Here is a 17,893-nt window from a genome sequence, read left to right as displayed (position 1 = left end):
CAAACGTCATTTATTAAAACTCATATCTTATCATATTACTCACAAGCCAATGAAAAATTAGCAACCACATTTTATATCACAGAATATTCATACCCCAATCAATGCAGTGCTATTAGTGAAAAATGTGAAATTTTATTTAAAAATTTGACATAAATTGTTTTTCCTATCACAGCATTAACATTCTTACAAAGAAAATGCACATATTAAGCTCTCATAAAGAGCTAACAGATTGGGCAATTAATAGCGACCACCACCTTGAAGATGGACTCCCTAATTTTATAAAAAATAAAGTTATTTTTGCAAATGATTTAGATAAAAATAAAAACTACTGGAAATTTATTATAAAACCGATTGAAGATAAATTTGGTTTATATCACGGTGTATATATTTTTATGTTCACACTAACGCAAATAGAATTTTGATTTTTTCTCAACAAAAAAAGAAAATATTAACTTCAATAAAAATATTTTAATTTATAAAAACACTTTCATTAAGTTCATTAAAAGCTTTCGCCGCTCAGCAAAAGTTTTCATAAAAAATGATACACCAGTAGTTCGCAAACGCTCTTTAAAAAAAACATCCTTTGATGACGTATACCCAACTATAGAAAATTTATCGACTGACACACACAAAACGCTACTATATCGATGAATCTCTTGATGCTTACCTAACAGTGATGGAACACAAGTGCTTAACATTATTACTCGATGAATTAAGCTATACCGACATTGCAACTGTGCTTGATATATCCAGAGAAACAGTGAAAACGCATATCGAGAATATAAAATTAAAGTCTAATATAAAATCAAAAAAATCACTCATTGAATATTTCAAGTTTCATGACCTTATTTCAATATGATCACTTAATACTATACAACTCCAACAGGACCTCATTTTTCTCACTTTTATCCATCACCTTAAGCTGGTTTCTTACATACTCGTGAATCACCTCTTCACTAGCATTACCAATCGTTTCTACGAAAAATTTTGAGCCCATAACTTACCTCCCCAAAGGTATCGCTTTTAATATCTGGATATAACTTAAAAAATTGCCTTGCTGAAATACTTTTTACCACTTACATTATATTTGATGGCGATACTTTTGGCTCTGGCCTAACCACCATGTGTATATGATCAATCGGAACCTCTAGCACAACAATTTCAATATTATAATCATAACCAGTCTTTTCTATAACTTGTTTCAATGTACTTCTGTAAGGCTCTTCAAAACCTTATGCTTATATTTAGTAACCCAGACAAAATGATACATAATTCTGACTATTTCTATCTAAATCTATGCAACGAACACCGTATAATGAGCCTTTAGCTCATTATACGCTATTCATCACGGGGGCAAGCCCCCGAAATTTTCGCTATGCGGTTAAAAATTTTAACTAGTTGTCATTCCATGAATCCCATATAGTATATCCTTCTATTATCATCCCCAGATTATGATGCCATAGCGTCTTACCCTGAGTTTCATCATTACCGGTAATTTCAACTTCACCATATGAAGAAACTTCTGGATTTATAAAAAAATTAGCATAGTGCCAACATCTAGCCCCTGTATATTTCGAAGAGCAGCCATAAACACTCACACTATGTGCTCCGAACCAACACCGAGTATGCCCACTAGTAAACCCTTCTCCTAAACTTCCAGAAACATTTTCACCCACTTTAAGGTACAAATCTCCACCTACTGACATTGAGTTTGTTACACAAACCATACTGTGATTATTTGGTTTTATAGAATTAATAACCATCACTTGATTTTCACCCTTCGCATTAACCTCATGAGAAGTTTGTAAATTCACCGTTTTGCTATCATCCCAACTGCAATCACCATCGTCATTGCATGAAAGGTAAGCAGAAACCCCTACATGTCCAGGTTTAACATTACCGACACTTAAAGGCTTAGAATCTCCAAACATAAGATGCAAGCTGCCTTGTGAGCTAGCAAATGCATGGAATCCTGGATTAAATACAGCGGCAAATGACTTAGGTGCAATTGCTGTTGGCTGATTACAATCCCAAGAAAGGTTGTCTACATGCATATGGTAAGTACTATCTGGTAAAACACACGCATAAATTATCTTTGATGTGTTATTTTTAATATTGAATGCTTCCCATGATCCAGCTAACAGCAATGAATAATACCAAGCCCCAATAATAAAGGCAAAAAACATAATGATAATACCTTTTTAATCATTTTAATAACCTACCTAATTTAAATATAAAAACTAATTTAACTCACTTAGACTTATGAAGCACTAACCAGTGATTTTCCATCGTTTGCTATCCATTGACCATTTTGATATTGGTAGTTAACCAATAAATAGCGATTGTTAGCTTTGAACTTGGTTAGTACATCATCCATCCAGTACGATGTCACAGGTGTAGCAAAATATCCTCCCGAAGCATTACATAATTTAACTAAATCTCTTTTATTAGCCTGACTAAAATCAATCGATTTTATATACCAATTTAAACTAGCCATCGGCGTTATTTGGCCTAAAACAGGCCGTTTATAGCAAAGTACGCTATACTTGTTATTTGCTATAATTTCTTCATTTTCAAAGTGCTTTGTTTTCGGATTAATATAAGCAATCTTCGAACTTGAAGACCTTAACGGATACCCTAAGCCCCAACTCCATAAAAATGAATATAATCTAGGATCTGTAGGATGCGTATCACATGAGGAAGAACCACATGTAAAGCCGAGCATATTCATCGCATAAATATTAACAGGGCAAGCTTGCAAGTTAGCAATGTTCCCTGTAGTAAAATAATCGCTATACTGATCTGGCTTTTTATTACCAACAGAACTAACATAATTAATTGTTGTTCTATCTGCATTCATTCTAAATAAATTATAGTGATTAGAGTCATCAGAATAAAACTTATTTATTCTTTGATACTTGCTCGTATTATTAACACATTTAATTTTATTAGGTAAAAATCCATCAATAGATCGATGAATTAAAGGTGTTGCTTGAGAGTGATCAATCGCAGTTAAAACATATTGACTTTTAGTCAAATCAGGGCCACCACCAGAACTACCATCGTCATTAACAATGACAATATTTTTATGATATTTATTGATTAATATTTTTGCTGTTAGTTTATAAGCAGGAAGCGAACTTACGTTAAAATAATTTTTTTGAGTCTGCTGGTGCAAAAATATAGAGTTTGGCCTTTATAAGGACCACTTTTCCATACTAGTGTTTTTTTAATCGCTTGATCCAAATTATTAATATGCTGATCTAAAGGCTCGTTGATATCAAGGTAAATAATCATCATGTCATCAGGATGATCATTCTGATATTTCATTAAGCGGATATTTTTTATTATCGCCAACGACAGGATAACTGTCTGCACATAAAATATTCTTCATGATAGATAAGTCAGAGACATGGTTGTGACAGAGAACAATTTTATTATTATACCACTGAATATCTAGCTCAATTTGGCGAACACCCTCATTTAATTGGTCAGTTAAGTTACTGTAGGCATCTGGATCTGAATAACTTAAATTATACGGGCTATTGCTTCCAGTATAATGTCTTGATACTGCAGAGTTATGACCCCCTAGAAACTGTTCGAAATTTAAAGGTTCATTTTCACTTAGTTTAGCCTGTAAACCTAGCATTTCTTCTAATGAACTTCCATTATTAATATATTTCTTATTTAGGTCTGGTGAAAAAATAATACAATTATCCCCTCCTTTACCACCACAGTCTGCTTGAGATAAGCTTTCTGTTACCTCGGCAGCCTTTAAACCATCAATATTAAAAATAACATTTCCATCTAATGGTCGAGCTAGCGCTTTATTATGGTCTGTTACCACAGAAAATTCTTTTTGGCTAAATTGACCATGGCAATCCGGCAAACTAATTTTTTCTGAACGAACATCAAAATATGATTTATAAGAAGAGCGACTGTAATAGTAATGAAACGTACAATAACTCGTTGTATCATCTTTTTTTGAAACTTTAATTATTCCCTCATTAGAGCCATATTGACTATACCAGTTCATTTTTCCGTCAGTAAACTGGTACTCACAGCTTACTGACTGATCGGCAACGGTATTATTTTTGGCACTGTTGCATAAATTATGAATCCCTGACGGGTCGTACCAACCAGCATCAGGTGTAATAGACACGATAACAGGATAGTTAAAATTATTAACGAATCTAAAGTAGTTACTCCAAGAAAAGCTTGTACTTGAAAAGGCCAAAGTAAAAATAAAACAGGTAGTTAAATACTTTTTTTTGACATTAAATTTCCAACTATTTTTAAAATAAAACATATAATATTAAAATATTTAGGAGAACTATACCAAAAACTAAAAATTAAATAAGTATGTAGTTTTACCAATGTGTACTCTCAGTTTGAGACTATTTCAACAGAGGAAATAAAATGATATAAATTTATTTCACCAATATCATGAAAACAGGAAGACATGTTACCCTTACAAGGCTCATCTACCCATAAAAAATTAATATTATGAATTTTAATATATAAAATTTTATTAATTGAAAACATAGTAGTTCTACCAGGTTAAAATGTTTTCAAAATAGGATAGAATATTAGTTTTATCCAAGATGGAACACCCTTAAAATTTGGAGATTTTAGTGAGCTTTACGATCAAATGCATTTTGCCTATTTCTTTATTAAGCTGCTGTAGTTATTCTTTGGCTTTTTTACCTTATTCTCACTACGCAAGTGAGGCAAACAAGGTTATCGCTGCCGTTTGCCCCACTCCTAATAACAGCATCTCTAGTGCTCACTGTATTGACTTTTTAATTGGTCAATCTATGTTGGCTTCCAGCGGACTGGTCGATGGAATGCCTAAGAGTAAAATCCTACAGTACAAAATTGGCGGTTTTTTCGTTGGAGGGAACAATGCCCCTAAAGAAGCTATTCAAAAAGATGCAAAGGCGATTCACACTAATCTCAACCCTTTAACAGATACTAACATATTAAAACATTACTCTACATTGAGTAACTGGAGAAGTTTGTCTCAATTTTTAAATCAACCTGTTATTGTTAAAAATAAATCAGGTCAGGAATATAAGATATTTCCATTATTAGGAACAGATGCTGTACATGGAAATCAGCATATTTTAGGTTCAGTATTGTTCCCTCAAAATATTGCTTTAGGAGCCACACATGATCCTTCACTCATCAGGGAAATAGGTCGTTATACTAGTGAAGACGTAAAAAAAAGCGGGGTTAATTGGGCCTTTGCTCCAACACTTGCAATTGCACATAATTTGAACTGGGGTCGTAGTTATGAATCATTCAGCTCAGATCCAAGTATAGTGAAAGCACTTGCTAAAAGTTATATTCTAGGTATGCAATATCCAAGATATAAAACAACACAAAATAATATAACTGGAATCCTTGCAACAGCAAAGCATTATATTGGTGATGGAAATACAGAACATGGGCAAGATGAAGGCCATGTTAAATTAAACAAACAAAACGTGAGCACCTTTTATAAGGAAAATATCCCTGGATATATTGGCGCTATAGATGGAGCTAATGTGGGTTCTGTCATGGTGTCTTATAGCTCAATTACTGGTGTTGGCTCTAATTCTGGGCGTTATGTTCCGATGACAGTCAATACAACGTATTTAAGACATGGCCTACTTGATGGTGAAAACCCAAATCAGTTAAAATTCTCTGGGTTGGTGGTTTCTGATGATATTGCAACTGACCGTGCAGCAAATCAAGGTTGGCCAACGCAAAGTCCTAAGGCAAACCCGTTTCAACACAATAAAAACTCAGATGAACGCTATCAACACGCATTATTACACGCTGAAAATGCGGGCATTGATATGTTTATGATGGACACATTCTCATCTTACAAGACTATTGATCAATTTAAAACTGATTTTAGCAAGCTGTTAAAGTCTAATCACCCCTCCACTCAATCACTAGATATTAATGCGCTTAAAGACCATGTTAAACGAATTTTAGAAATTAAATTAGCTATGGGCCTAATTCAAGGAATTCATATTAGCGTCAAAAATAATCATTATAAAAAGCCTTTATCTTTAAAAGGTCAAAATAATCAGGCAGCAGCTGTAATTGCTCAAAAAGCAGCGCTGGAGTCCTTTGTTTTGCTAAAAAACAACCATCGCATTCAACCGATTAATCAGCATAATTATCAATATATTATTTTATTAGGCAATCATGAGCATCTGCCTCAAATTGAAGGCGGGGAAACTGTTTATGATTACAATAACATAGGTATGCAAAATGGGGGTTGGACTATACGCTGGCAAGGTTACCTTGGGAATACATTTTGGAGAGGACAAAATAAAAAAGAGTCATATGCAACATCTTTGTTAGACGGCATGATTAAAAATCTTAACAGCCAACAGAAATTGGCCATTGTTGTTGACAAGCTGAAAGATAAACAACTATTCCCATCAAAGCTATCCCCTTCTCTCGTTGTGCTAACACTAAACGAACTACAAGGTTATATTAATCAGTATCAATTGACGGGTGCTAATACCTTAGCAATCGGATCGCTAGGTGAATACCCTTATGCTGAGTATATGGGAGATGTTTGCAATAATAACCCACTCTATAAAAATTCGGCAGGTTCAATGCAAAACCCTTATTTAGCTGCGAGAGAAAAATCAAACTTAAAACTAGGCTATGATAAAAGTGCTCTACAAGCAATTAAGCAACTTAAAAACAGTCATATTCCACTATTAAGTGTTGTTTATTCTGGACGCCCCGTGACTTTACAGCAAAAAGGTTGGGGCAATTCCCCTTGGCTGCTTAGTGATGCCATCATTGCTGCATGGCTACCAGGGACTAGTGGTGGTGCAGCCATGGCAGACTATTTATATAACGGCAAAGACACGGCAGTAACTGCACTTGGTAAAACAAATACCTTATCCTTTGCATGGGATCACCCTAAACTAGCGAGAGGCACAGGTTTAAATTTTTGAGTCTGAGTTCGAAATTTTAAAATAAAAAACTGATGGGCGGCTGTATTGTTTCTGGCCATCCCAACTTTACCGTACCCAACAGTATTGATGGAAAGGAGATTTGCGGTGCATATCGGTGGGGATTTAGCACCCAACCAGTCATGTTTTTAAAAGAATTTAATGGCAACTGAGTATTGCAGCTCATATTGCAGAGGCCGCTACTTTACTGCCGACACTTCATCACTCGACGTACTTCATCTAAAGTCCGCTGACTCGCCCCTTGGTGCTTTTTAACCACTTCTCGGCCACACTTGCCCATAGCCAAGCATTTTTCAGAGTCAGTCAATAGATCAATAATGCTCTCAGCTAAACTATCACTCATTTCTTCGACTTTTATCGCCGCATTCGCATCAAGCAATAATTGAGCCACTTGAGTAAAGTTAAAGACATGTGGCCCGGTAATCACCGCTTTGCCGAGCGACGCCGGTTCTAGCATATTATGCCCGCCAATCGGCTGAAAACTTCCTGCAACCACGGCAATATCTGCAAGCTGATAATAAAGCCCCATCTCCCCCATCGAGTCGCCCAAATAGAGCTGAATTTCTTGATTAAGAGAGGCATCATTATCACTGCGGCAAGAAAATTTCCGGTCTGTTTTCTCACAAAGCTTTTTCACTTCTGCAAAACGATTGGGGTGGCGCGGTACTAAAACTAGAATCACATCTAATTTCTGCCAAATTTTTTCAAACACCGTTAAAACAAGCTCTTCTTCACCTTTATGAGTGCTTGCCACCGTTACAACCGGCCGCGCTGTGCCTAAAGCTTCGCGAATCACTTTTGCTTTAGCAGCTAAACCTTCTGGCCAAGACAAATCATATTTAACATTACCACAGATTTTAACCTGCTCTTTATCTACACCTAATTTAATAAAGCGCTCAGCATCTGCATCAGTTTGAGGCAAAACCAAATCAAATTGTTGCATCATCCACGAACTAAAGCCTTTAAAACGCTGATAGCCTGCAGCAGAGCGTGCAGATAATCGAGCATTGGCGAGCACGCAAGGAATATCATATTTTTTTCGCTTCAGCCAGCAAGTTCGGCCAGACTTCTGTTTCAATTAAAATTAAAATTTTAGGCCGGACAAAATCAAGGAATCGACGCACCGCACAGGGTAAGTCATAAGGCACAAAAACATGATAAACCTGTTGATCGGCCAAACTGCGTTGAACTTGCTCAGAGCCTGTCGGCGTCATCGTTGTCATCACAATCGGCCGCTTATCCCCTTGTTCACGTAAGGTTTTGACCAGCATGCTCGCAGCAACCACCTCACCGACAGACGCCGCATGGATCCACAAGCCATGTTGATATTCTTTAGGAACCTTCGCCCAGCCTAAACGCTCTAACCAGCGGCTTCGATAAGCCGGTAACTTCCGACTTTTCCACCATAGACGCAAAAAAATAACAGGCAATAATAAGTAAAAACAGCAAGTATAAAATCGACGTATCATGAATATATTATCTCGAATGTAACCAATCTAAATAAAGTTTTACGCCTTCTTCAACCGTTAAAAAGCGCTCATCAAACCCGGCATGACGTAGATCATGCATATCCGCCTCAGTAAAACTTTGATACGCCCCCTTTAAATGCTCTGGGAAAGGCACATAACTTAACTCACCCTGGCCATGCCACTCCATCACCGCACGAGCGACATCGTTAAAACTCTGGCTTGAGCCAGTGCCTAAATTAAAGATTCCAGAGACATCAGGGTTTTCTAACAGCCATAGATTTACTTTGACAACATCGCCAACATAAATAAAATCGCGGCGCTGCTCACCATCTTCATAACCGCCAGAGCCTGCAAACAGTTTAATTTTGCCACTTTCATGCATTTGATTATTCAGGTGATAAGCCACACTCGCCATTGAACCTTTATGCTGTTCACGAGGACCATAGACATTGAAATAACGCAAACCTACCACCTGACTCGAAGCTGATAGAGCGCATTGACGGATATATTGATCAAATTGCCACTTAGAATAACCATACACATTTAACGGCTTTTCAAATTCACGCACCTCTTTAAAAGTATCACTACCACCATACACAGCAGCACTGGATGCATAAATAAAGGCAATTCCACGGGCCATACAATAATGCAATAACTGTTTTGAATACTCATAGTTATTGTTCATCATATAACGGCCATCCCACTCCGTCGTTTTAGAACATGCCCCTTGGTGAAATACCGCTTTAACGTAGTCAGAAAAATCATCATTAGCTTTAATTTTTTCGATAAACTGATCTTTATCCAGGTAATCTAAAATATCGCAATCGGCTAAATTCACGAATTTTTTGCCATCGGATAAATCATCGACCACTAAAATCTCGCGATGTCCTTGCTCATTTAACTGCTTGATTAAATTACTACCAATAAACCCTGCACCACCGGTGACAATAATCATAAATGACTCTCCTACGTTAAATACTGATTTATGCCCACATGGGCCTGAGTATGTGTGCCATCAATCACTTGCTGCAAACGTGATAAATTCTCTTGCTCTTGGCCCCTGCTATTCTCTTGATGCCAAAGATGAAATAACGGCGCATAATAACGCCCATCCAAACGTTTTATTCCTGCCCGTAATAAGCGAATGATAAAATCCGAATCTTCATAACCCCAGCCGGTAAAACTTTCATCAAAACCATTGACAGCAATAATATCCATTTTCCAAGCGGCGATATTACAACCCCGTACCCCTTGCCATTTTTGCCTACTTTCACGCCAAGAACCTAATGCTCTTTTAACCAGAGGCAATAAGCGATTACAGTGCCCTGATAAACGCTTAACAAACCAATAAAGTAAACTCTTGTCAGCTAAATTTATTTTTTGTTCTAATACTACCTGAGTGAAATTTTCACTGAGCAATATACGATTACCACCGACAAAAAAGCCAGTTTTTGCAAGCTCATAATGGCGTTGAATAAAATAACTCGGCACAATACAATCGCCATCGACAAAAATAATATACTCACCCTTTGCCGCTACAACTGCTTTATTACGGATTTTAGCAAGTTGAAAGCCTTGATCTTCTTGCCAAATATGCTGAATCGGAATATGACTCGTTGATTTAACTTGATCAATTAAATGTTTAGTATCATCTTTTGAACCATCATCGGCGATGACCACTTCAAAACTGGCCTGCGTCTGTTGTGATAAAAAACTTTTCACAACACGCTCTAAGGCTTGTGGCCAATTATAGGTCGCTAAGACAATAGAAATATCCATGATTAGTCTTTTTTCATTACCTTTTCGCTTTTAGGTAACTGCCACCCCGCTTGACGCTCAGTGAGCTTAGCATGGCGATAAAACGTCCCTTCAAAATTGCCTAAAGCGATAATAAACCCTGGCCAACCATCTAAAAAACCACGTTTTAATACATAATGCTTTAAAAACGACCAAAAACCATGAAATAGCGCCTTGGCAAAAGAGCCTTGTTTACCGCGCTCAATCAGTTTATCCACCCCCAAGGTCGAATAACGATTGGCCTTATGTACGACTTCATCTAAGTTTTTAAAGGGAATTTGCCAGATAGAAGATTTTAGTTCACCAATCTCTTTGTCACTATGAGAGATATACCCTTCATGAACTGGCTTTAAATCATAACTCATCTTGCCGCGACGAAATAATTGCGGCTGACGGTAATTAGGATACCAACCCGAGTGCTTAATCCAGCGCCCTAAAAAAAATGTTGCGCCTAGGCACTAGATAAATATCCAAACTTTCAGCATTATTAACAATCTCAACAATTTCATCGCGAGCTTCAGCAGTGCAACGTTCATCTGAATCTAGGCTAAAGATCCAATCCCCCGTACAGTGTGAGATGGCCTGATTACGCAAATCACCAAAACCATTAAAGGGCACTTGTACGACCTTCGCACCAAGCGCTTCCGCCCACTTGGCCGTTCTGTCCGTGCTACCAGAGTCCGCAACAATAATCTCATCGGCCCAGAGTAAAGTCTGAACACAATCTCTAATCTTCTCTTCTTCATTGTAGGCGATGACATAGGCCGAAACTTTCAAGGTCGCACTCCACTCATTAATTGGCCTAGTGTACTCCAAACTGTGGCAGGTTGCACGGTTGCAAAACAGGGGGGCCAGGGTGACTTTTGATCATCATCGTATTGGCAACGTCGACTCAAACATGGCGCACAATGAAAATCAGCATGCAAATGCCGCTGATTCTTCCCATAAGTTGATGTTAATACGGGGTTTGTTGGCCCATAGACAGACACACAAGGCACCGCCAATGCCGCAGATAAATGCCCAAGTCCCGTATCTACAGCAACCACCCCCTTTGCCGCTTGTAAACACTCCCTCATCTGCGCTAGCGTCATTTTGTCCAGTACAGTAACATGCTCATAGCCCTTAGCAATTTGCAAAGCTGTTTCTTTTTCGCTCTCACTGCCCCAGGGGAGTTTCACTTTCATATTCGCACAAGCTGCAAGTTGGCAGAGCGCTCGCCAATAACTCACCGGCCATTTTTTCGTTTGCCAAGCCGTGCCATGCAAAAATACTAGATACTCTTCATGATTGCTTAAAAGAGTCTGACTAGACTTTGAATCTAAGCCATAATCTAATTCTAAGCTGGATAAGTTATAACCTAGCGCCTTGGCAAATAATTGCCTAACTCGCTCAACTGCATGTTGGCCTTTAGGCACATCCACGGTTTTTTCATACAATAATGATAAACCTTTCTCTTTAGCGCTGCGCTGATTTAAGCCTACTCGTTCCCCTTGTGCCCACACCGCAAGCAAAGCACTTTTCCATAAGCCTTGTGCATCAATGACCTTATCATAGGGCGTTTGTTTTAGTTGCTGAATACACGTCTTTAACTCACCCGAAGACCAAGCCTTACGCCAATTTTTACGCCAACGCCGCAAAGCCACCGGAATAACACTTTTAACCGCTGGGTGCCAACTAGGGATTTCAGCCAAGCCTTCTTCCACCAACCAATCAACTTCAAGGTTAGGAATCTTATGCAGAGCATCCGTTAAAGCTGGCAAGGTGTGAATCACATCCCCGAGTGATGATGTTTTAACAATGAGAACTTTCATGATAGCTGATCTAGCGCCCGTAAAACTTCATCAGGCTTGATATATTGCATACAATGATGGTGCTCTAATGGACACTCTCGTTTAAAACAAGGTCGACACTCTAGCTCTTTTTCTAGCACCGTTACCTTTTTACCCAGTGGCGGCGTAAAACCAGGGTCGGTCGAGCCATAAATAGCAACTGTCGGTTTGCCAAGGCTTGCGGCAATATGCATCAGTCCAGAATCATTCGATACCACTTGCGCTGCAACCGATAATAAGTCAACCGCTTCCTCTAGATTCGTCTTGCCGACAAGATTAATGCATTCTGGCGCTTTTGCTAACACCTCTTTTGCTACGGTTTCATCTTTTTTAGAGCCAAACAACCAAACCTGCCAACCGGCGTGGATTTTCTCAAGGGCAACCTTTGCAAAATAATCCGTCGGCCATTTTTTCGAAGGGCCAAATTCAGCACCAGGCGATAAAGCTAAAACTGGGCGCGATTGAGGCTCTAATTTCAACTTTGCCAGTGCCATCTCAACATTTTTATCAGCAGCAATAAGTTCAGGGTTTGGACACATTGCCGGCAATATTTTAGCACCTTTAGGGTAAGCTAAGGCCACCATACGCTGAACCATCAAAGGGCATTTCTCTTTATCCAGTTTTCTTGCATCATTGAGCAAACCATAACGAAACTCACCCAGCCAACCAGTACGCTGAGGGATGTTAGCCGCCCAGGGCACCAGAGCCGATTTCCAAGAATTAGGCAGCACAATGGCTTGATCATAACGCTTTTTTTGTAACACTTTTCCTAAGCGAATGCGTTCTTTAAAGGCAAATTGACCATGAGCAAAAGGCGCTGAAATAGCCTCTCGCACCTCTGGCATACGCGCGAGCAACGCAAAAGTCCAATCCGGGGCCAGTACATCAATATTAACACCAGGGTGCTGCTGCAATAAGACTTTAAATAAAGATTGAGCCATCATCATGTCCCCCACCCAGGAGGGACCTACAACTAAGATATTTTGCACAAAAAATTAGCTTTTATTGATTAAGTGAAATTCTGCACCACAGTAAGGGCAGGTTGCTGTGCCTGTTTCTTCAATCGGCAAATACACACGTGGGTGGGCGTCCCAAATTTCCATCTGCGGCATCGGGCACGACAATGGTAAATCTTTTTTGGTCACATCATAGCGTGGTACGGCACAAGCACGTACTGGTTTTTGGTTCGACATGGATATAAAACCCCTTTGTAATTTTGACACATTATCTGCTGCAATGCTTTAAGATGCAAATGGCAGATCCAGCTGCCCTTGCTGCCACTGTTGCCAGAGCTGCTGAATCTTGTGACGATGCCGCTGCAATTGATCAACAGGCTCTACAGCGAGCAGAATATGATCCATTAGGGCAGACTTATAAAGCGTTAGGGCTGCACTTAACTGCTCATAGTCTGCTTCACTGATCCGTTGGCTCTTAAAAGCTATTTTGAGTATAGATAAGCTATCGCGTTCGCCCAAAAGTTCAGGATAATTTACACTGAAAACCAGCACAAAATACTGAGCGATGAATTCAATGTCAATGCTACCACCAGCAATCGATTTTAATGATGAAGTTTGTGTTTTCTGCCTGGATGATTGATGCATTTTCTCACGCATCTGGCAAATACTGCCGATAAGCTCAAGGCGCTCACGCGTTTGGCTCAACACCTGTCGACGTATTCTCTCAAAGTGCTTTGCAAGCTCCTTATGACCGCAAATAAAGCGCGCTTTAACTAACGCTTGATGCTCCCAATCCCAGGCGTCTTGATGCTGATAGCGTTCAAAGTGATTAATATCACTCACGAGCAAGCCAGAGCTTCCCGAAGGGCGTAAGCGCGTATCAACTTCATATAACACACCCTGCTGAGTGCGTGTGGTTAATGCATTCACGATCTTACGCGCTAGCCGACTGATTGTAGCGCCGTCAATCTTGCTGCCATCATGCAAAAACACCAGATCCAGATCAGAGCCATAATTCATTTCAGCAGAACCAAGCTTACCATAGGCAATCACCGCAAAAGAACAGCTTTGTGCATCTAAGTTCAACTTATCTAGAACAAGATGATACACTGCATGAACCAAGACTTCTGCAGTATTACTCAAAATGCGCTCAGGTGAGAAATATTCATCTGCACTGCCATCTAAATACACTGCAGCAACCTGCATTTGCACCATCAACTTAAACTCACGCAAAGCTTCAAATTGACGTTCTTCGTTATCTTCACAATAATGCAACTGGCGAGACAAACGCGCTTCTAAACTTTTAATATCAAACTCGGTGATCTGCCCAGGCGTAATCAAATCATCCAATAAAAACGGGTAATCGCGTAAATGCTGAGCGACCCACGCACTCTGGCTAACAATATCAACAAAGCGCTGCAAAGCCACTGGGTGCTCAGCAAGCATTGATAGATAAGCACTACGACGAACAATCGCCTCTAATACGTTAAAAACTTGCTCTACAGCACTTTCATTACTCTGACCCTGTAACGATAAGCAAACCGCAGGTAAAATCGCTAATAACCGCTTTGCCGCTTGCTTTGACATTTGCCGGCAGGCGCGTGAATCAAATAAACGTTTAACCCGTTTCGCAATAATTTCTGCCGCAGTGCCAATCACTGATAATTTCACTAGCCAAGCGGTAATTTTCTGAACAGTCAAATCCTCTAAACGATGATGCTCTAAATCAACCAAAGGCATAATAACAGCCTGCATGCTGTCTTCTGGTACATGCACAGACTCTAAAAAATAATCATGCACACGCTTTTGAACGCGATTAAGTTGCTCTTTAAATTTCTCATCATTTTCAAAGCCTAAAGCATAACTTAAGCGCAGTAACGCCAACGAGTCGGTCGGCAATTGGTGTTCCTGTCCATCTGCATACATCTGTAAATAGTTTTCAAGGCGACGTAAAAATAAATAATCTTCTAAGCGAGTATTTAAATCATCTTGACTGATTAACCCTAAATCATGGCTGTGTATTAATGCTTGAATAAACGAGCTGGTTTGCAAGGCTGTTAAGCGTCCGCCATAAACTAGCTGTAAGGCCTGTACACTAAACTCGGCTTCACGAATCCCACCAATACCACGCTTAATGCAATCTTTTGACTTTCTCTTGGCCTCCGCCAAAATTTGCTCTCTTAGCTCTCTGAGCGCCGAGAAAATACCATAATCCACATAACGCCGATACACAAAAGGCAGGCCAATCTCCTGCCATTCTTGCAAGCCAGATTCCGAACCAATCACTAACTGTGCTTTGACTAAAGCATAACGCTCCCACGCTCGGCCCTGACGCTGATAATAAACCGCCATCGCATCCAGCGGCATCACCAACGGTCCACTATTGCCATAAGGGCGCAAACGCACATCAACCCGATAGACAAAACCATCTTCTGTGACTTCATTGAGTACCTGAACTAAATGCTGAGCTACCTGATTAAAGTAATACTTTTCATCAACCTGACGGCGGCCGCCCTCGGTCATGCCAACACCACGACTCGCAAACATAAGATCGATATCCGAAGAAAAGTTAAGCTCACCGCCGCCGAGCTTACCTAACGCCAATACCAATAACTCAGCGTTCACTAACTCACCATAAATCGGCTTGAAGTAACACTTCAGCCAGTCAAAGCTTTCAACCAAACAAGCATGCGCCAAGGCTGAAAGCTCTCTTAATGTCTGTTCATCGTCACTCCAGCCTGCCAATGCACGCCAAGCAATGCGTACAGTTTCTGTACGGCGAAACAGCCTTAATTCACGCTTTAATTCATCAATACTCTTAACCGCATGAATCATCTCAGATAAGGTTTGCCGATAGTTTTCTTGAGTCAGTAACTCATTACCCAGACAGGGCTTTTTAAACAGTTCAGCAAGTTGCTTCGGCTGCTGTAAACAATAATCAGAAACAAAGCAACTGCTCACCCACACACGCGCGACTGTTTTATAAAAGTCAGTAGGAAGTTCTGGAATAGATTCGAGTGCAAGCCAGTCTGCCCAACACTTAGAAAATAACGCTAAAAGTTCAGCAGGAAGGTTATGATCCGGTAACTCTGCTCCTTGCACTATACTCATGCTCCCTCCTGCTTGCTTACTCACTAAAAAAATGAAATTAATGCAGACAAATAGGAAAAATACCGCCCCCAGCCAGTTATTGTTCATAAATGCCAGAAAACAAGGTTTACCCTCTTGCTTAAGATTAATTTTGCTGGTAAAGCGAAAAGGCTACCGCGCTTAAGCAGCCAATAAAATACCAAACCCCTAATCCCAATAAAAAACCTAACCAAATTAATCCAGCAATAAATAACGCTTGAAAGCCTAAAATCGCTAATCTGTCATAATTACCAAAAAAAATCGCCGTGGATTTTAAGCCAATTTTAATATCATCATCTCGATCAACCATGGCATACATGGTGTCATAAGCTAATGTCCAAGCACAGCAAGCAGCGAATAATATCCATGCCTCCAGCGGTATCGTATTCATGGTTGCACTATAAGCTAAGATCACTCCCCAATTAAACGGCAGACTTAAAACCAGCTGGGCAAAGTGAGTAAAGCGCTTACTAAACGGATAAATCACGGCCATCACGATACAGCCCACAGAAAGCAGGATCGTTAACGTATTCAATTGCAAAACTAATAGAAAAGCAATCAAGACTAACGTAGCAAAAAGGCTCAAGGCTCGTTTTTTAGAAATGAGTCCTTGGGCCAAAGGTCGATATGCCGTTCTTGCTACATGCGCATCAAAATTGCGATCTGCATAATCATTAATCACACAACCGGCAGCACGCACGACAATCGCACCGACTACAAAGATGGTTACTAAAAATGCAGAAGGATGGCCTGAAGTCGCCAACCAGAGCGCCCATAACGACGGCCATAGGCACAGTACGACACCAATGGGTTTATGTAGACGCATCAATTGCAAGTAAGGATAAATTTGTGCTTTGATAGACTCTGCCATAATCTCGCCTTTAAGCTAGTTTTCTTCAGGGTAATCAGGTAAAGCATCAAGAAAAACTTCAACAACCAATACCTGTCCCCAACTCGGTGAAAAAACAGACCGGCGCGCATAGAGCTTATCTTGGTTTGAGACATTAAAGGCAGGCAAGTAAACGTCTTGTGCTTGATCGATACACGCATATTCCATCACCGAACGGGCAACATCACGGCCGTCGGGGTGAAAAAACAAGGTTTCCCCTAACGGTCGATTACCCAAAGTTTCCAAGACTTCTGGAGGCTTGGCCAAAGAAAATACGACACTCGCATAAACCCAAGGCGTGTTATCTCCACAAAGATAAACTTCACGTTCCCAAGCATGATCTTGTTGATAGACGATATCATCAGACTGATACACTGTTTGTAAAGGCTTGGAGCTTTCAGCTAATACGCGCACAGAAAATTCATGGGTCGCGCGCTTGATCGCCGATGTTAAACAATAAGGCTTCTCTAACCATTGTTGCCGATGGTCACTTGCCCCAATCACTGTAGCATCACGTTGCCAAACAATAGGCTGTAAACTCACACGCCACCTCATCATATAAAAATTTTAGCGCAGCTATTGTCACACCCATCGCCTTTGGATTCAAGTCATGCGTGTTTGCTGCCAAAAAGCATTGATGCACTCAGAGACCTGATCAGGCACTTCTAAGTGAAAGTGATGACTTCCTGGCAGCTCATAAGTATAAAGCTTCGCTACCGCGGCTAAACGCCGATCAAACCAAGCGCTATGCGGTAAAATGCCTTCTTTTGCACGAACAAAAGCAACCGGACACTCCAACTTTTCCAACAAAGCTAATACACCCGCTTCATCCGCA

General features: G+C 39.9%; 19 protein-coding genes and 1 pseudogene. 2 read left to right on the top strand and 18 right to left on the bottom strand.

Features of this window, described 5'->3' with window-relative positions:
• Positions 1-676: 676 nt before the first annotated feature.
• A complete protein-coding gene (locus tag BGC07_RS23910) occupies positions 677-859 on the top strand; it encodes a helix-turn-helix transcriptional regulator (RefSeq protein ID WP_158006936.1) in 183 nt (60 codons plus the stop codon).
• Here the strand turns inward: BGC07_RS23910 and BGC07_RS21240 are convergent, their stop codons facing one another.
• The 5 genes and pseudogenes from BGC07_RS21240 to BGC07_RS12355 all read right to left on the bottom strand — a co-directional run bounded on the left by BGC07_RS21240 (position 860) and on the right by BGC07_RS12355 (position 4,309).
• On the bottom strand, positions 860-997 hold the full coding sequence (locus BGC07_RS21240) for a hypothetical protein (protein WP_201258145.1): 138 nt from the start codon (positions 995-997) through the stop codon (positions 860-862). It lies immediately after the preceding gene.
• Positions 998-1,076: 79 nt separating this feature from the next.
• A pseudogene (locus tag BGC07_RS23905) lies at positions 1,077-1,214 on the bottom strand (transposase); the annotation flags it as partial.
• Positions 1,215-1,394: 180 nt separating this feature from the next.
• Positions 1,395-2,186 carry a hypothetical protein gene (locus BGC07_RS12370; RefSeq protein ID WP_069313364.1) on the bottom strand — a complete coding sequence of 264 codons (792 nt, stop codon included), beginning with the start codon at positions 2,184-2,186 and terminating at the stop codon, positions 1,395-1,397.
• 74 nt (positions 2,187-2,260) lie between these two features.
• The gene (locus tag BGC07_RS12365) at positions 2,261-3,178 is read right to left on the bottom strand and encodes a hypothetical protein (RefSeq protein WP_069313363.1); all 918 of its coding nucleotides are present in this window, start codon (positions 3,176-3,178) and stop codon (positions 2,261-2,263) included.
• Positions 3,179-3,313: 135 nt separating this feature from the next.
• Positions 3,314-4,309 carry a PI-PLC domain-containing protein gene (locus BGC07_RS12355; protein ID WP_069313361.1) on the bottom strand — a complete coding sequence of 332 codons (996 nt, stop codon included), beginning with the start codon at positions 4,307-4,309 and terminating at the stop codon, positions 3,314-3,316.
• 325 nt (positions 4,310-4,634) lie between these two features.
• Here BGC07_RS12355 and BGC07_RS12350 point away from each other — a divergent pair, with 325 nt between their 5' ends.
• Entirely contained in the window at positions 4,635-6,971 is a 2,337-nt protein-coding gene (locus tag BGC07_RS12350) for a glycoside hydrolase family 3 protein (RefSeq protein ID WP_069313360.1), read from the top strand.
• Between the two features lie 202 nt (positions 6,972-7,173).
• Here the strand turns inward: BGC07_RS12350 and BGC07_RS23375 are convergent, their stop codons facing one another.
• From BGC07_RS23375 to BGC07_RS22415, 13 genes are all read right to left on the bottom strand, one after another.
• Positions 7,174-8,007, bottom strand: a complete 834-nt coding sequence (locus tag BGC07_RS23375; protein ID WP_268801662.1) for a 3-deoxy-D-manno-octulosonic acid transferase — start codon at positions 8,005-8,007, stop codon at positions 7,174-7,176.
• A gap of 10 nt (positions 8,008-8,017) precedes the next feature.
• A complete protein-coding gene (locus tag BGC07_RS22420; RefSeq protein ID WP_268801661.1) occupies positions 8,018-8,458 on the bottom strand; it encodes a 3-deoxy-D-manno-octulosonic acid transferase in 441 nt (146 codons plus the stop codon).
• Between the two features lie 7 nt (positions 8,459-8,465).
• On the bottom strand, positions 8,466-9,413 hold the full coding sequence (gene rfaD, locus BGC07_RS12340; RefSeq protein WP_069313359.1) for an ADP-glyceromanno-heptose 6-epimerase: 948 nt from the start codon (positions 9,411-9,413) through the stop codon (positions 8,466-8,468).
• Positions 9,414-9,424: 11 nt separating this feature from the next.
• Positions 9,425-10,237 (bottom strand): glycosyltransferase family 2 protein, encoded by an 813-nt coding sequence (locus BGC07_RS12335; RefSeq protein WP_069313358.1) that lies wholly within the window; start codon positions 10,235-10,237, stop codon positions 9,425-9,427.
• A 2-nt stretch (positions 10,238-10,239) separates the two neighbouring features.
• The gene (locus tag BGC07_RS21230; protein ID WP_201258143.1) at positions 10,240-10,620 is read right to left on the bottom strand and encodes a glycosyltransferase family protein; all 381 of its coding nucleotides are present in this window, start codon (positions 10,618-10,620) and stop codon (positions 10,240-10,242) included.
• Between the two features lie 55 nt (positions 10,621-10,675).
• Complete coding sequence (locus BGC07_RS21225; protein ID WP_201258142.1) at positions 10,676-11,032, bottom strand: glycosyltransferase family 2 protein; 357 nt, start codon at positions 11,030-11,032, stop codon at positions 10,676-10,678.
• Complete coding sequence (waaC, locus tag BGC07_RS12325) at positions 11,029-12,066, bottom strand: lipopolysaccharide heptosyltransferase I (protein ID WP_069313357.1); 1,038 nt, start codon at positions 12,064-12,066, stop codon at positions 11,029-11,031. The genes BGC07_RS21225 and waaC overlap by 4 nt, the downstream gene beginning before the upstream one ends.
• Positions 12,063-13,073, bottom strand: coding sequence for a lipopolysaccharide heptosyltransferase II (waaF, locus tag BGC07_RS12320; RefSeq protein ID WP_077216895.1), 1,011 nt, complete (start codon positions 13,071-13,073; stop codon positions 12,063-12,065). The genes waaC and waaF overlap by 4 nt, the downstream gene beginning before the upstream one ends.
• Before the next feature lie 6 nt (positions 13,074-13,079).
• On the bottom strand, positions 13,080-13,277 hold the full coding sequence (locus tag BGC07_RS12315; RefSeq protein ID WP_069313355.1) for a zinc-finger domain-containing protein: 198 nt from the start codon (positions 13,275-13,277) through the stop codon (positions 13,080-13,082).
• 48 nt (positions 13,278-13,325) lie between these two features.
• Positions 13,326-16,151 (bottom strand): bifunctional [glutamate--ammonia ligase]-adenylyl-L-tyrosine phosphorylase/[glutamate--ammonia-ligase] adenylyltransferase, encoded by a 2,826-nt coding sequence (gene glnE, locus BGC07_RS21030; protein WP_162272284.1) that lies wholly within the window; start codon positions 16,149-16,151, stop codon positions 13,326-13,328.
• 124 nt (positions 16,152-16,275) lie between these two features.
• Complete coding sequence (gene ubiA / locus BGC07_RS12310) at positions 16,276-17,040, bottom strand: 4-hydroxybenzoate octaprenyltransferase (RefSeq protein ID WP_235603150.1); 765 nt, start codon at positions 17,038-17,040, stop codon at positions 16,276-16,278.
• Between the two features lie 15 nt (positions 17,041-17,055).
• Positions 17,056-17,601 (bottom strand): chorismate--pyruvate lyase family protein, encoded by a 546-nt coding sequence (locus BGC07_RS12305; RefSeq protein WP_069313887.1) that lies wholly within the window; start codon positions 17,599-17,601, stop codon positions 17,056-17,058.
• A 60-nt stretch (positions 17,602-17,661) separates the two neighbouring features.
• Positions 17,662-17,868, bottom strand: a complete 207-nt coding sequence (locus BGC07_RS22415) for an alpha/beta fold hydrolase (protein ID WP_235603148.1) — start codon at positions 17,866-17,868, stop codon at positions 17,662-17,664.
• Positions 17,869-17,893 lie beyond the last annotated feature (25 nt).

This window comes from Piscirickettsia litoralis (assembly GCF_001720395.1).
Classification (GTDB): Bacteria; Pseudomonadota; Gammaproteobacteria; order Piscirickettsiales; family Piscirickettsiaceae; genus Piscirickettsia; species Piscirickettsia litoralis.
Note: the sequence above shows the minus strand (reverse complement) of the source record. Positions and strands in the feature narration are given on the sequence as shown.

Bases quoted from the DNA above. Each gene is read 5' to 3' on its own strand.
- BGC07_RS23910 (WP_158006936.1), top strand. From the start codon at position 677: ATGGAACACAAGTGCTTAACATTATTACTCGATGAATTAAGCTATACC.
- BGC07_RS21240 (WP_201258145.1), bottom strand. From the start codon at position 997: ATGGGCTCAAAATTTTTCGTAGAAACGATTGGTAATGCTAGTGAAGAG.
- BGC07_RS12370 (WP_069313364.1), bottom strand. From the start codon at position 2,186: ATGTTTTTTGCCTTTATTATTGGGGCTTGGTATTATTCATTGCTGTTA.
- BGC07_RS12355 (WP_069313361.1), bottom strand. From the start codon at position 4,309: ATGTTTTATTTTAAAAATAGTTGGAAATTTAATGTCAAAAAAAAGTAT.
- BGC07_RS22420 (WP_268801661.1), bottom strand. From the start codon at position 8,458: ATGATACGTCGATTTTATACTTGCTGTTTTTACTTATTATTGCCTGTT.
- rfaD (WP_069313359.1), bottom strand. From the start codon at position 9,413: ATGATTATTGTCACCGGTGGTGCAGGGTTTATTGGTAGTAATTTAATC.
- BGC07_RS12335 (WP_069313358.1), bottom strand. From the start codon at position 10,237: ATGGATATTTCTATTGTCTTAGCGACCTATAATTGGCCACAAGCCTTA.
- BGC07_RS21230 (WP_201258143.1), bottom strand. From the start codon at position 10,620: ATGAGTTATGATTTAAAGCCAGTTCATGAAGGGTATATCTCTCATAGT.
- waaC (WP_069313357.1), bottom strand. From the start codon at position 12,066: ATGAAAGTTCTCATTGTTAAAACATCATCACTCGGGGATGTGATTCAC.
- BGC07_RS12315 (WP_069313355.1), bottom strand. From the start codon at position 13,277: ATGTCGAACCAAAAACCAGTACGTGCTTGTGCCGTACCACGCTATGAT.
- glnE (WP_162272284.1), bottom strand. From the start codon at position 16,151: ATGAGTATAGTGCAAGGAGCAGAGTTACCGGATCATAACCTTCCTGCT.
- ubiA (WP_235603150.1), bottom strand. From the start codon at position 17,040: ATGGCAGAGTCTATCAAAGCACAAATTTATCCTTACTTGCAATTGATG.